The following is a 14,327-nucleotide window of genomic DNA, read 5'->3' as shown; positions in this document are numbered from 1 at the left end:
GTAAAAATAGCGAAGTCGCCATTGCGGCGAACTTCAAATGACATATAAAAAAATTAACTACACAATAAGTAACCTTTATTTCTTACTGTTTTTATAATTTTTGGGTTTCTAGGGTTGTCTCCTAGTTTTTTACGTAACCTGGAAATCCTCAAGTCTACAGGGCGATCTAAACCATCGTATTCAAAACGAAATATCTGTGAATGAAGCTGATCTCTAGACGCAATAGAGCCCGCAGATTTAGCTAATATCAACAACATCTCATATTCCGCGTACGTTAGTTGCACATGCTGACCGTTTTTTGTCACTGTCTGTTGATTAGTGTCTATCACGATATTACCTTCGTTAACACTAATTCGATCTCGATATGCTAGTGATTGTCTATGATTACTGCGACGAAGTAAGGCTCTCAAATGAGCCAAAAGTAAACGAAAGTTAAATGGCATGCACAAATAGCCATCGGCGCCAATTTCTAATCCGCGTATCTCTGTTTCTTCTTCACAATCAGAAGAAATCATAAATATTGGTTTATCAAAAAGTTTCCTAAACTTTGAACACGCTGCAAATCCTTCCTGACATGCGCCCATTAAATCAAGCAAAATTAAATCTGGTTGAAAATGTGAAATACTTTCCGATAAGTTAGCATTGTAACTGGCAACTGATACCGTAAACTCATGTTTGTCTAGATATTGCTTAGTAAAACTCGGTAGCGAATCATCAGATTCAATCACTAAGACTTTATAGTTTGACATTTCAACTCCAAAAGATTCTGTTAACTTTCAGTTAACAGATTACGCTTTGCAACTGACACAAACCTGACACAATAAAATTATTGCCAATTAGCGTATGTTTATTTGCTTTATAAATTCCATGATATGCTCAGTATATGGGGCTCTGTTATTTGACTGCTAGGTTGCACACTTGTCAGTTAGTTGTCAGTTTATGTTGAGATAATAGAAAGTAAGCGTTAACCGTTTTTCAAAATAACAAAGGTAGACAGGCATGCGGATATTATTGGTTGAAGACGATGCTGATTTGGGCTCATCATTACATAGAGCACTCAACGCCGAAAGCTATGTAACAGAATGGGTTACTAGTGCAGAACAGGCTGGCATTGCCCTTCGCGATGATGGCTTTGACCTTATCGTGCTCGATCGCATGTTACCTGCGATGTCAGGTGTTGAGTTGATTAAAAAACTCAGATTAAGCCAATGTACAATTCCAGTATTAATGCTAACAGCAGTCATTGGTACAGAACAGAAAGTACAAGGGTTGGATGCGGGTGCTGACGACTATTTAACTAAGCCGTTTGACTTAGATGAATTACTCGCTCGAATTCGTGCATTACTTAGGCGAAGAGAAGTAAAGCCAAATCTTATTTTTGGTCAAAATAAACTCCATGTAGACGTTTTAAAAAGTGAAATGACTTGGCATAACGAAGTGTACCAATTGTCTAAGAACGAAATGATAATAATGCGTTTACTGATTGAAAATATTGATAAATACGTGTCAAAGAACAAGATTGAAGATGCAATAAGCTATTGGGAAACGCCTATATCAAGCAATGCAATTGAAGCGCACATTTCGAGGTTAAGAAAACGATTAGGAAAAGACCTTATTCAAACGATGCGCGGTGTGGGTTATAAAATATCAGCCCAAAACACCTAACTGCACATACCACTACGTGATTATTTAATTTATTCGGTTTCTTTATGTTGAACGAAGCATCTTTACGATACAAACTGACTTTTAACAGTATCATTATCTACTTTTTCATTTGGCTAAGCACGGCAGCCATTGTTTATTACAATGAGTTCAAGAATCTTGATGATTACATGCTTTATGATATTCAAGACGTTGTTTATTCAAGTATTCACCAAGATGTTTCTTTATGGTGGCAAGAAACACCAAACGATAAAGAAGCTTTATACAAATTAGCTTCGATTTGGGAAAAAGAATTATTTGAGATACAAGTTTGGCACAATGGCGAGCGTGTTTTTACCACAGATGAAACAGAAAAAGTGCCATTGCCTAAACTCTCAGGCTACTTAGAAATGGACGATTACGCACTTTATCATCAGGAGTTTAAGGAACAAGGCGTAAACATTGTCGTGCCGATATGGGAACTAGACACCGTAGACCTATTTATGACCATTATTAGCCAAACGTTTATTCCTTTTCTATTGCTGTTACCTTTAGCCTGTATCGCTTTATATGTGGGAATAGATATAGCGCTAAAACCACTGAACAAACTTTCACAGGCGATCGAAGAAAAATCTGCCAATAATTTAGAAGCGATACCCGTTAGCAATACCCCAAAAGAAGTTTGGCCAATAGTAAACTCCTTGAACTTACTACTAAAACAAATCGATAATTCGCTTGAAAGTGAACGTAACTTTACGGCAAATGCAGCTCATGAGTTACTAACGCCACTTGCCGCAATTAAAACTGAAGTTCAACTCTTGCTCCGTCAGGATCAAGTAACTAAAGATAACTATTTTGTCGACTATTCAGCGTCATTACAAGCAATAAACAGTCGTTTAGATAGAGCAACGCATACCGTAGAGCAACTAGTGCTACTGTCTCGATACGATAATGAAAACCAAAATAACGATATCCCCAGTCAGTCCACCAATATTCGTGACTTAGTTCAGGAAGAAATTTCAGCACTAGGGGGGAAAATTGAAGAAAAAGCTATTTCCTTTTCCTTTATTGAGCATCCTTTGACACAAGAGAACAACAACACAGATTTTGTATTCAATGGAAATAAAGTTGCACTACAAATCTTATGCCGTAACTTATTCGATAATGCCGTAAGGTATACACCAGAAGCTGGCTATATCAATATTACTATCTCTCGTTTTAGCCATGAAATAATGCTTGAGGTTACCAACAGTGCCGAAATAATTTCCAAGCTATTATCTTCTCGTTTGTTTAAACGTTTCGTTAGAGGGCCTGGTGTTAGTGAATTAGGATCAGGGTTAGGCTTATCTATCGCTCAGCAAATTGTCAAACAGCACAATGCTGAGCTTGCTATTGACGCTTCCCCAGATAAAAAAGAGTTTCAAGTGCGCTTGAAACTCCCTCTAGACAATATGTGTGATAACAAAACTAACTAAAAATATCGGGGATATTTCCTAGCTGAGATAAGTTTGGAAATATACTCGCTATATCCTGCTCTCCAACACCAAGCCATTGGCCCATAGCTGCTGCATATTGGTCAACGGCCATTGTTGGAATAAGCCGGCCATTGCCCGCATCGTGCTGATGACCAAACTCTGCTTCTGGAATGTCACCAAAAATACGCTGCCCGTTAATTCCGCCGCCAACAACGAAATGGTGACCTCCCCAGCCGTGATCGGTACCATCTCCATTAGCAGAGAGGGTTCTGCCAAAATCAGATGCTGTAAATAAAGTCACTTGTTCACTGATGCCTAATTCTTCCATTGCTAAATAAAACGCAGCTATCCCTTGGTCGATTTGCTGTTGTAATTCAGGTAAAGAATTAGCTTGTTCGGCATGTGTATCAAAGCCCCCCATCGACACCATAAATACCTGACGATTACTGCCAAGTTGCTCCCTTGCTGATATAGCATTGGCGACAGATTGCAATTGCATGCCTAATCGAGATGCAGGAAACGCTTGGTTAAGCCCACTGCTAGCACTCGTGGCTTCATTGTAATGCTGATTAGCATCAAAAGAGCTTTGAATTTTACTGGCTACGTCTTGTTGTAACAAACCGCCTTCTTGAAAGTACGCAGCGCGAAAATGCGGAGTTAAATGTTCATTCAACGCTTCATTGTCTAGCACATCTATGGTTAAAGCGCTGCCTCCAGATACTTGATAAGGTGTCGTATGTTGTCCTGTTAATAATAAATCTCCACCACCTGTTGTCACGTTAGCAAAGGTTGAGTTAGCAGGATTAATCGAATCTGAAAACAAGCCCGCCCAGCCATACTGAGCACCTTCTGTCGCGCCTGACATCCAAGTCGCTTGCTGATCGTTGTGAGAAAACAACCTTGGTGGCAATTGAACTTGTTCTAATGCACTTTTATCCACGGGTTCAATAAGTGGCCCAACATTTCCAACAATAGATGCTTTACCTTGCTGAAACAAACGCTGCAACTCAGGCATCTCTGCCGGTAAACTAAATTGGCGTTGACCAAAATCTCCCTGATTTATTGGCGACAGGGGTAACAACGTATCTAGCGTTCGTGGCGCCTGCTGTTTGTTTAAAATATCCGCACGAATTTGCGCCCATCGTTGATAGCTTGATTGGTCATAGGGTATGACTGTATCCCAATTATCTAAACCACCATAAAAAAATACGCATACCAAGGCTTTATAATCGTCAGCTTGGTTATTCCCTTGTGCAAAGCTTTGCATGCTCGTCAATGTGGCAGACAAGCCACCTAAAGATGCCGTCGCAAGAGATAAAGAGCTAGCTTTTAAAAATTTACGTCTATTCATCACCATAGTATTTCTCCACTTACTCTTGCCGCTACATTTGCACTAAATAATCAGGTGAGGTCATCACCAAAAGAATGGCTAGTTTGACCTTGTTTTCGCGTTCCTGCTCAGTTTGAGCGGGCAGCACATCTAAGGCTGTAAACAAGTGATTTAGCGTTTGCTCACTAAGGCTGCCATGGGTAAGCAATAAATTGATGTGATCAATTAACGCTTGTGTGTTTTCAACAATATCGAGTTCATTTTCATAGTTAGCAATAAAGCTGTCTGGAGCACCATCAGCATCAAAATTTAATCCTTCATCTTCGAAAAAGCCTTCGACAAGTTCAACATCGATAAACTCACTATAACCAAAAATATAAAAGGTCATGAAGTTGCTGTAGCCGACAATTGAACTGGCATTCATGAGTTGCATCTCTGGCGCTTTTAAACCTTGATTGCCACTCAGAGTGCCTGGTGCAACATATCCTGGTCTAAAGAAATTGAAAACGGAAGGAGAACGATAAGGGTGTTGCCCAAGGGTTCTGCCACTCGTGGTGTCCCATAATTTCTGCTGATACTCGGGAGTCACATGCTCAACATTAAAAGCGCGCGCCCAATGAGTAAAGCGGATAATTGGCTCGCGAATTTTGCCACTGGTTTCACCTTGAATCTCACGAGCCTGCTGATCAAATAACACCGCTGCAATTGTGGCTGCAAGATCCCCTCTTCTGCCATCGCCGACGTCTTCACCATTGGGTAATTGAAATATGCCAGCATCGAATGCATCTGCTACACGTTCAATATATTCAGGGGAAGGGTTACTACTGACGAAGCGCTGAATAAACTGCTCTGCGATAAAAGGAGCAACATTAGGATGAGCAAATATATGGTCTAGTGCCATATCTATACTTGTTTTGGCATCAGTATCCTCGGGAATAGTCATTCCTAAGAACTGTTTTTCCAACATTGAATGAGACTCTTCAAATGTCTGCATCGGCGAAGCAAAGGCTAAGTCATCCGACTCTTCTAATATTTCTTCATTTAGGTTTAAGCCTGTAAAAACACGGGCTAAGCCAGTAATATCTTGATTAGAGTATGTCTCTATAGAGTTTCCTTGCTCGTCTAATTTATGGCTACCATCTTGATTAAGAGCAACAACACCAATAGTAAAAAGTTGTAATAACTCTCTAGCATAGTTTTCATCGGGCATACGCCCTGTTTCTGGATCACCTTTTTCACTACCTAAATACGTCAGGTAGTACCCCATTGCAGGAGAGTAGGTTACAGCCTCAAGCAAATCGCGATAATTGCCAAAGGCATGCTCTATTAGTAAATCTTGATAATAAGCGACAGCACTAGGATTATCCGTTAACACTTCCCCGCCACCGTTAGAGACGACAAGTAACTCGGAAAGCGCAAAAGCAATTCGTTGTCTCAATTGATCTTGGCCTTTAATGCTATTACGCCAAAATCCTATAGTTGTTGCTTCCAGTTGAAAGATACTTATTTCATCGGGGCGAATTGAATAGCCATTCATTTCCTCAAGTACAGGTAAAAGGTAACTAGCAGAGTGTTGTTGTTGAACTAAAAACCACTGGGAAAGGCTTTCGCCAGTTAACTCATTAATATCGTTTAATGATGCACCAAAAGTAGCTTGATTTAGGAATCTTGCGACTTGCTCAGGTTCTTCATAAACAATATCTTCGGGTGTATTGACTGGATCTGACGAATCGTCATTGCCACTACTATCGTTGCCGCTGTTACTGTTACCGTTTCCGTCATTTTGATTGCTATCTTGGGACACCGACGAAGCTGGTGCAGATGAATCACCGCCACCACCGCATGCGCTTAATGAGATAGTTAACAGCAAGAAAATTAAAATCGATAGTTTTCGATTTCTTGTAGGTGAGTATTCAGAAATTTGATAATTAGATAGAAAATGCATAACCCCTCGCCTACACAACTAGGTTTATAAAAGCGCTGACATTGATGCACGAAATACGATGAGATCAATTACGGTAACCCCGCTTTCTTTAAAAGATTAATTGGTGTGAAACCAACTATCTCAAAGACCGGAAGCTTTGCGACCCAACCTCACGATTGGTGTGCTATTGTCAGCTGATCGTAAACTCAGTCTGGCACACCAATACCGCTTGTGTCAATTTAGTTACAATTTTTCATTTTTCATGCTCACAACAAGTGCGACAACACATAAATTAAGATTGATGGCTTTCCTACAATCCGCTATCCTGCTGCACTTCAAAGCTTTTTGATGCTTTTAATATAATCTAATGGGATTAAAAAAATACGCGCTATGAAAACGACTTTTTACCTTATGCGACACGGTCAAACGATTTGGAATCAAGAGTTTAGATTCCAAGGACAATTAGACAGTCAATTAACCGAACAAGGTAAAATGGAATCGCAAAATGCAGCCCTTGCGCTAAAAAATAAGTCGATTGACCTTATTGCTAGCTCACCTTTGGGCCGGGCACAACAAACCGCGCAAATTTGTGCTCAAACAATATCAAACGCTGGGGCAATGAACACAGTATTTATTGACCGGCTTGCAGAGCGACACTTGGGAACTTGGCAAGGTGAACAAATATCGACCCTAGAAACTTTACCTCTATACCAAGAATTCTTTCACGGCTATAGCCAAGCTAAACCTGAAGGCGGCGAAAGTGCCATCGAGTGCGCAACCAGAATGTATCAATCGTTAACTGAGCTTGCTAAAGACTATGTCGGCAAAAACATTTTAGTGATAACGCATGGAGAAGCAATGCGTTGTTTACTCGCGAAGCTAGGGCTCGTTCATCAAAACAATGCTTATCAGGCCGTGACTAATGGCCAACTATTTGAAGTGACATATTGTCATCAAGAGCAAGATTTAAAGTATATAGACTTGCCAACAGTGGCTTAGATAATACATCAACTCTATGGATTTAAATATATTGGACTTTTACGCTTTATCTTTAACTCTGATCATTGCCTACATACTAGATCTTGTCTTTGGCGAAGCTAGTCGATTTCATTATTTAGTAGGCTTTGGCAAAATAGCTCGCAAGCTGGAGTCACTATTAAATCCACACAAAAACCTCTCATCCGAGACCTTCCAAGCCAATACAAAACCAAAACAACAGAACTTAACCGGCGTTAAAATTTCGGGGCTTATTGCCTGGTGCCTACTTGTTTTACCCTTCCCTATTATTTATATCTTGCTAAATCAGCAATTTGCTAACCAACTGCCTTGGATAGCCTGGGTCTTTATTGATGCATTCATCGTGTATTTGGCGATTGGCGTTACCAGTTTAAAAGAGCATGCAATGCAAATTTACCGCCCACTTAAAAGCGATAAGCTCAATGAAGCACGTAAATTCACGGGCTACATAGTCAGCAGAGATACGTCGAATTTAGATGAACAACAAATGTCACGTGCCACTGTTGAATCTATGTTAGAAAACGGTCATGACGCGGCAATTGCATCGCTTTTTTATTATATTATTGGCGGTGCGCCTTTAGTGATTGTTCACCGCTTAGCTAATACTCTAGACGCGATGTGGGGCTATAAAAACGTGCGTTTTCAACACTTTGGTTATGCGAGTGCAAGATTAGATGATGTGCTAGGTTTTGTTTCGGGTAAAATCACTGTATTGCTTTACGCATTGCAAGGGCTTTTAGCTGGAAGATTGCTTTCCGCTTTAAGAAACGCATACCTTCAGGGTAATCACTATAAAAGCCATAATGGCGGCTGGGTAATGGCAGCAGGAGCAACAGTGTTAAATATCCAATTGGGTGGCAATGCAACTTATCATGGTAAGCAAGTAAAGTCTGTCACACTAGGTCAAGGAAGCCATGCAAACTTAAACGACATTCCTAGAAGTGTTAATTTAGTCAATCACGCCTGCTTGCTGTTAATCTTGTTTGTTTGTCTAATTCAAGGAGTAATGCATTGGCATTAACACACGGTGGCCAACTTACAGCAGTGGCGAAACAATACAATATTCCTGAGCACCTTTGGTTAGATCTATCCACGGGTATCGCACCTATTGCCTATCCGATTCCGACGATTGCTGATGAGTTTTGGCAAAAACTACCTAACATTGATGACAGCTTAATTAGTGCTGCAAAACAGTATTACCAAACTAAGTTCGTTGTTACCACAAACGGTAGCCAAGCAATAATTAAAGCGCTGCCTTCGTTATACCTTACTAGCTTACAAGCAAAAAGTTGTAGCGAACTTACTGTATTTCTACCTAAAGTTGGTTACAAAGAACACGAACATGCTTGGCGACAAGCTAGAGCAAATATCGTGTTATATGATGTAACTCTGCCACCGATTGAACAGCTGTCAGAAAACGATGTTGTCGTCATCATCAACCCTAATAACCCAAGCGGTAAGCATTTTACCAAAAGTGAGTTGTCTAAATATCACCAGCAAGTGATAAAACTCAATGGTTTATTAGTGGTTGATGAAGCCTTTGCTGATGTTACAGCAAACGAGCACTCATTAACGACTGAAAGCGAACTTGGCCACTTGATAGTACTGCGCTCTTTTGGCAAATTTTTTGGTTTAGCTGGTATACGTGTTGGTTTTGCCTGTTGTGATAATGATTGGCAACACAAGTTTTCAGAAGCTCTTGGACCATGGCAAGTCAATGGCCCAGCACAAGTTATTGCAGAAAAAGCATTAAACGATACCTTGTGGCAAGCACAGCAAAGAGAAAGGTTAACTGTTTTAAGAGATCAGCAACAAACCCTTTTACAAACAGTGTTTGCTCCGCTAAAAATCGCAAAAGCCACTGGCTGTGATTTGTTTATCACCCTTTATTTTTCAGATACAAGTATTGCCCCTAAGCTATATCATCAGTTATGCCAGCAAGCTATCTATTGCCGCTTAACCGATGAGCAAGATAGCTTGCGTTTTGGTATCACAACCAAGGCTAACTTTAATACATTAAAGCAAGCCTGTAAAAACGCTTTAGAGAAGCTATAAAGGCACTCTACTTTCCTCTTTGAATAGGCCAAGTCGATTGGTCACAATCTCGCTTATAGCGTTTTTTACCTTGATATAGAGAACAAATTAGAGACTATTGGCGTAAAACAAAGGATAATTAGCTAATTAGTATTTTTGAGTTTGATTTGACCCAACAAACTCCGCGCCAACTTCTGGAAATAATTCAATGGAAATTAAAGTTAATTTTCTCGACAACTTGCGCCTAGAAGCCAAGTTTGATGATTACACCGTGATTGCAGACCAACCTATTCGCTACAAAGGCGATGGCTCGGCACCAAGTCCTTTCGACTACTTTTTAGCGTCTTCAGCTTTATGTGCAGCCTATTTTGTCAAGGTTTATTGTAATTCGCGCGATATTTCCACTGAAGGTATTCGCATATCTCAAAACAATATTGTTGACCCAGAAGATCGTTACAACCAAATTTTTCAAATAAATGTCGAATTGCCTGATCGTATTTCTGATAAAGATCGTCAAGGCATTTTACGTTCCATCGAGCGTTGTACTGTGAAAAAAGTGGTACAAACAGGTCCTGAATTTAAGATTGAGTCAGTAGAAAACTTAGACGAAGATTCACAAGCCATGTTAACGGTTAAACCTAATGAAGGTGAAAATACCTTTATCTTAGGAAAAGATTTACCGTTGGAACAAACCATTGCGGACATGACAGCAATATTGGAAGAGCTAGGCATGAAGATCGAAGTATCTTCTTGGCGAAATCTAGTACCACATGCTTGGTCATTGCATATTCGCGATGCTGCATCACCTATGTGTTTTACAAACGGTAAAGGTGCGAGTAAAGAAAGCGCACTATGTTCAGCATTAGGTGAATTTATCGAGCGCTTAAACTGTAACTTTTTCTACAACGACCAGTTTTTAGGGCTAGAGATTGCCAATAGCGAATTTGTTCATTACCCAAATGAAAAGTGGTTCCCATTAGAAGATGATGACTCTCTACCTACTGGCCTGCTAGACGAATATACACGTGAGATTTATAACCCTGAAGACGAGCTCTGTGGCTCACATCTTATCGATACCAACTCAGGCAATGTTGAGCGTGGTGTATGTGCTATTCCTTACAAACGCCATTCAGACGGTGAAACTGTATATATCCCGTCAAACTTAATTGAAAACCTGTTCTTAAGTAATGGGATGAGTGCGGGCAATAATATTAATGAAGCGGAAGTACAGTGTCTTTCAGAAATATTCGAGCGCGCGGTAAAACGTGAAATCATCGAACAAGAAATTGCCTTACCCGATGTACCGAAAGAAGTACTAGCCAAATACCCTGATATTGTCGAAGGTATCGAAGGCCTTGAAGCTCAAGGTTTTCCTATTGTGGTAAAAGATGCCTCTTTAGGCGGCAGATTCCCGGTAATGTGTGTGACCTTGATGAACCCTAAAACGGGTGGCGTATTCGCATCATTTGGTGCCCACCCAAGCTTTGAAGTAGCACTTGAACGTAGCTTAACTGAGTTACTACAAGGTCGAAGTTTTGAAGGCTTAAACGATGTACAAAAACCAACGTTTAATTCGAGAGCAGTATCAGAGCCGGAGAACTTTGTTGAACACTTTATTGACTCAACAGGCGTTATCTCATGGCGATTTTTCAGTGCCAAGCAAGACTATCAATTCTGTGAATGGGATTTCTCTGGCACAACTGAGCAGGAACGCGAGCGTCTTTTCGCTATTTTAGAAGAGTTAGGAAAAGAAGCTTATGTTGCCGAGTTTACCGACTTGGGTGTTGCCTGCCGTATTCTTGTTCCTGATTATTCAGAAGTGTACCCAGTCGAGGATTTAATTTGGGACAACACTAACAAAGCACTTCAATACCGCGAAGATATTTTAAACATTCATTCATTAGATGAAGATGCATTAATCGACTTGGTTGAGCGATTAGAAGAGAGTCAACTCGACAATTACATCGATATCATCACTCTTATCGGTATTGAGTTCGATGAAAATACTGTCTGGGGACAGTTAACGATTCTAGAACTTAAAATCCTTATTTACTTGGCAATTGGTGCGTTGGAGCAAGCAGCCGAACTTGTCGGTGAGTTCTTGCAATACAACGACAATACTGTTGAGCGCGGCTTGTTCTATCAAGCCATGGACGCGACCTTGGAAATAGCGTTAAGTGAAGATTTAGAGTTTGAACACTTCGCCATTGCCTTTGACCGTATGTTTGGCGAAGAAACAATGCAAGCTGTTGTCGGTTCAATTACGGGTGATGTTACTTTCTATGGTCTAACCAAAACCAGCATGAACCTTGAAGGCTTAGACAAGCACTTACGCTTGATTGAAAGCTATAAAAAGCTGCACCAAGCAAGAGCTAATAAAGCGAAATAAACAACGAGCCAGTTAAGCAAAGAGTTAAAAAACCAAGTCAAAAAAGCCAGCTTCATAAATTGAGCTGGCTTTTTATTAGTTGCGATCAGCTAATTAACTTTTATTGCCTATTAGTTTTGTCAGTAGCCTGATCCCAGTTTTGAATAATAGTAAACGCTGCTTCTCTTAGTGTGCCCGCTACTTCTTCAAAGCTCGCATTAGTAATAATGGAAATCGCTAACTGTTTTTCAGGAAAAATTATCATCCAGTTTTGCGTACCATACATACCGCCATGGTGAATGAAATATCGACCTAGTTTGTCATCGCTCGCTGCAATCCATGCATAAGCGATAGCATCTGTGGCTGTTACCTCAAACAACGACTGATGAGACAGCTTAATTACTTGGTTAGTATCGTTAAGCTGTAGCTTCATATATTGAACCAAATCTGTCATGTTAGATTTAATAAAGCCGCTACTTCCAGAGAAGCTATTTGGCTCAATAAAGGCCTTCGCTCGTTGCCCTTTTTCATCGTAGCCATAAGCGAAATTAGCTAACTGATCAGGTTTAAGGTTTACTTGAGTATGTGACATACCTGCGAGTGACTTCATTCTCTCTTGCAAGATTTGATCAAATGGCTTTTGATAAATAATCGATAGGACATAACCTAAAATCTCATAACCAACATTTGAGTAGCTGTATCGCCCTTGTTTATCACTGCGATCATGTTCAAGTACCGCTTTTAACAAATCCATGCGTGTCTCTATCTTGGTATCGACATCAAAATCACTATCCATTCTAGGCAGGCCTGAAGTATGGGTTAGCAATTGCTGAATGGTAATCGAGCTTTGAGCATAGTTATTAGTATTTAACTTTTTCATTAATAACGGAACAATATCTTTATCTAACTCGATGACGTTGTTGGCAACAGCATCAGCCACTAACAATCCCGTCATAGTTTTTGTTACCGAACCTACTTCATATAACGTTTGATTTGTCGGCTTATTACCCTCACCGATAGTTAGTTCACCGAAGTGGCCTGTATAACTGTTTTTTCCGTCAACAACACCTATCGATAACGAATGAAACCTGGGATCAGCCAATACTCTTTTCGCTTGTTTTTCCATTAACGTTTCAGGGGCATTTTGCTTTGCCTCTACATCTAGCGAGAACAGAAAAATACTGGTTATTAAGAAACAAATACTGTGTTTTATTTTCATTTAGCTTACCTCTTCCTAGCTTGCACAAAGTGTCTCAAGTGAGGTCTTCATTTTAAGGTAGCCAAATGGGAGGTTCGACCGACTAAAAAAGTCGAACCTCTTGTTTTTAAGGGCTTCAAGGAAAGTCGTACTAATTAGTCAGCAAGCTGGTGCAGTTTTCTAAATTGGGATGGTGTCATGCCTTTATGCTTTTTAAATGCGGTATTAAAAGACGATTTAGAGTTAAATCCTACTTCATATAGAATCTCTAAAATCGTCTTTTTGCCACTGTTTGGTTCTGATAAAAAACGCGTGGCAGCTTCGACTCTCTGCTTGTTGATATAGTCAAAAAAGTGCACATTTAAATATCTGTTTAACGCAAGTGATAATTGCTGAGCGTCAACATGAATAAGATCAGCAAGTTTGTCTATGGTGATATTCGCTTCAAGGTATGTGTGATGTTCACCCATATGTTTTTCTAACGCGTGAATAATTTGTTGAGATTCATATGAATCAATATCATTTTGGCGAGGCTTCTCTAACTCCTGCGTTTCGGCTGTATCAGTTATTTTTAATTCCTCAACGCCACGAAAAATCTCAGGCGTATGCAAAGCATGCCAGACAATCCAGCAAACAAAAGCGAGGGTACAAAACAGCATTAATGGCGTTAGAAAACTAAGTTGTGCTTCCCATGCAGTGAATTTAAAGAAGTTCCGAATAGATACCATAACAAAGTCCAGTAGAAACAGAACCATGAAGGTAAACAGCCAGTTTTTATTTAAAGCTGACAAGTCTGAGTAGGTATTTTCGATAGTATGCTGATAACGGCGTAACATCAAAAATATAGCGATTAAGTAACTTGCAAGCTGTGTGTAGGTGATTAAGTGGACGATGATAATTTCTAACATCGGTGCTTGGTTATTGTAAAAAGCTAATTTTGCTGGATCATCACCCAAATGAAATCTAGGAATAAATAGCAAAGATACAAAAATATAGGGTAATAAATGCAAGACATCTTTTCGCTTAAAGGAAAAATTTTCAACAAGAATCGATTTAACAAAAAAATAAAGGGTGGGAGCTAATAAGGAGGCGATATTGGCTCTCATCATATCCAAATTTAAGTGGGATTTATAAAAGCTATAAAATATGAAATTACTTATATCAATTGCCGTGATTAATAAAAAGGCAGCGAGCAATCGATTACTTAGCGGTTTGCCAGTTTTTAGCGTCAGTAAAAAAGCGGAGAATAATACATGAAGAAAAAAAATGAGTAAGGCGAAATTTTCAGACATCAACAGGCTAGCGTTATTTACAATTTTTATTGGCTGTAGACTATATCA

Annotated in this window: 11 protein-coding genes and 1 riboswitch; of the genes, 6 read left to right on the top strand and 5 right to left on the bottom strand. The window is 39.8% G+C overall.

Translation table 11 applies throughout. The features are described from left to right. Positions 1 to 53: 53 nt before the first annotated feature. Entirely contained in the window at positions 54 to 749 is a 696-nt protein-coding gene (locus tag ACOB80_RS04470; RefSeq protein ID WP_473164603.1) for a winged helix-turn-helix domain-containing protein, read from the bottom strand. Positions 750 to 999: 250 nt separating this feature from the next. Between ACOB80_RS04470 and ACOB80_RS04465 the strand changes: the two genes are divergently transcribed. After that, positions 1,000 to 1,665 carry a response regulator transcription factor gene (locus ACOB80_RS04465; RefSeq protein WP_473164602.1) on the top strand — a complete coding sequence of 222 codons (666 nt, stop codon included), beginning with the start codon at positions 1,000 to 1,002 and terminating at the stop codon, positions 1,663 to 1,665. A gap of 44 nt (positions 1,666 to 1,709) precedes the next feature. Beyond that, entirely contained in the window at positions 1,710 to 3,116 is a 1,407-nt protein-coding gene (locus ACOB80_RS04460) for an ATP-binding protein (protein WP_473164601.1), read from the top strand. Here ACOB80_RS04460 and ACOB80_RS04455 read toward each other — a convergent pair. Continuing rightward, entirely contained in the window at positions 3,109 to 4,467 is a 1,359-nt protein-coding gene (locus ACOB80_RS04455) for a DUF1501 domain-containing protein (protein WP_473164600.1), read from the bottom strand. The genes ACOB80_RS04460 and ACOB80_RS04455 overlap by 8 nt on opposite strands. A gap of 31 nt (positions 4,468 to 4,498) precedes the next feature. Continuing rightward, positions 4,499 to 6,391 carry a DUF1800 domain-containing protein gene (locus ACOB80_RS04450; protein ID WP_473164599.1) on the bottom strand — a complete coding sequence of 631 codons (1,893 nt, stop codon included), beginning with the start codon at positions 6,389 to 6,391 and terminating at the stop codon, positions 4,499 to 4,501. A 69-nt stretch (positions 6,392 to 6,460) separates the two neighbouring features. Next, positions 6,461 to 6,566: riboswitch (cyclic di-GMP riboswitch) on the bottom strand. A gap of 194 nt (positions 6,567 to 6,760) precedes the next feature. Between ACOB80_RS04450 and ACOB80_RS04445 the strand changes: the two genes are divergently transcribed. The 4 genes from ACOB80_RS04445 (at position 6,761) to ACOB80_RS04430 (ending at position 11,810) form a co-directional block, all read left to right on the top strand. Beyond that, complete coding sequence (locus tag ACOB80_RS04445) at positions 6,761 to 7,369, top strand: histidine phosphatase family protein (protein WP_473164598.1); 609 nt, start codon at positions 6,761 to 6,763, stop codon at positions 7,367 to 7,369. Positions 7,370 to 7,400: 31 nt separating this feature from the next. Next, positions 7,401 to 8,408, top strand: coding sequence for an adenosylcobinamide-phosphate synthase CbiB (gene cbiB, locus ACOB80_RS04440; protein ID WP_473164597.1), 1,008 nt, complete (start codon positions 7,401 to 7,403; stop codon positions 8,406 to 8,408). Beyond that, positions 8,399 to 9,442 (top strand): threonine-phosphate decarboxylase CobD, encoded by a 1,044-nt coding sequence (gene cobD / locus ACOB80_RS04435; protein WP_473164596.1) that lies wholly within the window; start codon positions 8,399 to 8,401, stop codon positions 9,440 to 9,442. Before cbiB ends, cobD begins: the two co-directional genes overlap by 10 nt. Positions 9,443 to 9,629: 187 nt before the next feature. Continuing rightward, entirely contained in the window at positions 9,630 to 11,810 is a 2,181-nt protein-coding gene (locus ACOB80_RS04430) for an OsmC domain/YcaO domain-containing protein (protein WP_473164595.1), read from the top strand. Between the two features lie 100 nt (positions 11,811 to 11,910). Here the strand turns inward: ACOB80_RS04430 and ACOB80_RS04425 are convergent, their stop codons facing one another. Continuing rightward, positions 11,911 to 13,008, bottom strand: a complete 1,098-nt coding sequence (locus ACOB80_RS04425; protein WP_473164594.1) for a serine hydrolase domain-containing protein — start codon at positions 13,006 to 13,008, stop codon at positions 11,911 to 11,913. A 134-nt stretch (positions 13,009 to 13,142) separates the two neighbouring features. Continuing rightward, positions 13,143 to 13,997, bottom strand: coding sequence for a helix-turn-helix domain-containing protein (locus ACOB80_RS04420; RefSeq protein WP_473164593.1), 855 nt, complete (start codon positions 13,995 to 13,997; stop codon positions 13,143 to 13,145). Positions 13,998 to 14,327 lie beyond the last annotated feature (330 nt).

It is taken from the genome of Thalassotalea coralli (genome assembly GCF_055786205.1).
Note: the sequence above shows the minus strand (reverse complement) of the source record. Positions and strands in the feature narration are given on the sequence as shown.

Coding starts and splice junctions, on each gene's coding strand:
- ACOB80_RS04470 (WP_473164603.1), bottom strand. CDS start 749: ATGTCAAACTATAAAGTCTTAGTGATTGAATCTGATGATTCGCTACCG.
- ACOB80_RS04465 (WP_473164602.1), top strand. CDS start 1,000: ATGCGGATATTATTGGTTGAAGACGATGCTGATTTGGGCTCATCATTA.
- ACOB80_RS04460 (WP_473164601.1), top strand. CDS start 1,710: ATGTTGAACGAAGCATCTTTACGATACAAACTGACTTTTAACAGTATC.
- ACOB80_RS04455 (WP_473164600.1), bottom strand. CDS start 4,467: ATGAATAGACGTAAATTTTTAAAAGCTAGCTCTTTATCTCTTGCGACG.
- ACOB80_RS04450 (WP_473164599.1), bottom strand. CDS start 6,391: ATGCATTTTCTATCTAATTATCAAATTTCTGAATACTCACCTACAAGA.
- ACOB80_RS04445 (WP_473164598.1), top strand. CDS start 6,761: ATGAAAACGACTTTTTACCTTATGCGACACGGTCAAACGATTTGGAAT.
- ACOB80_RS04430 (WP_473164595.1), top strand. CDS start 9,630: ATGGAAATTAAAGTTAATTTTCTCGACAACTTGCGCCTAGAAGCCAAG.
- ACOB80_RS04425 (WP_473164594.1), bottom strand. CDS start 13,008: ATGAAAATAAAACACAGTATTTGTTTCTTAATAACCAGTATTTTTCTG.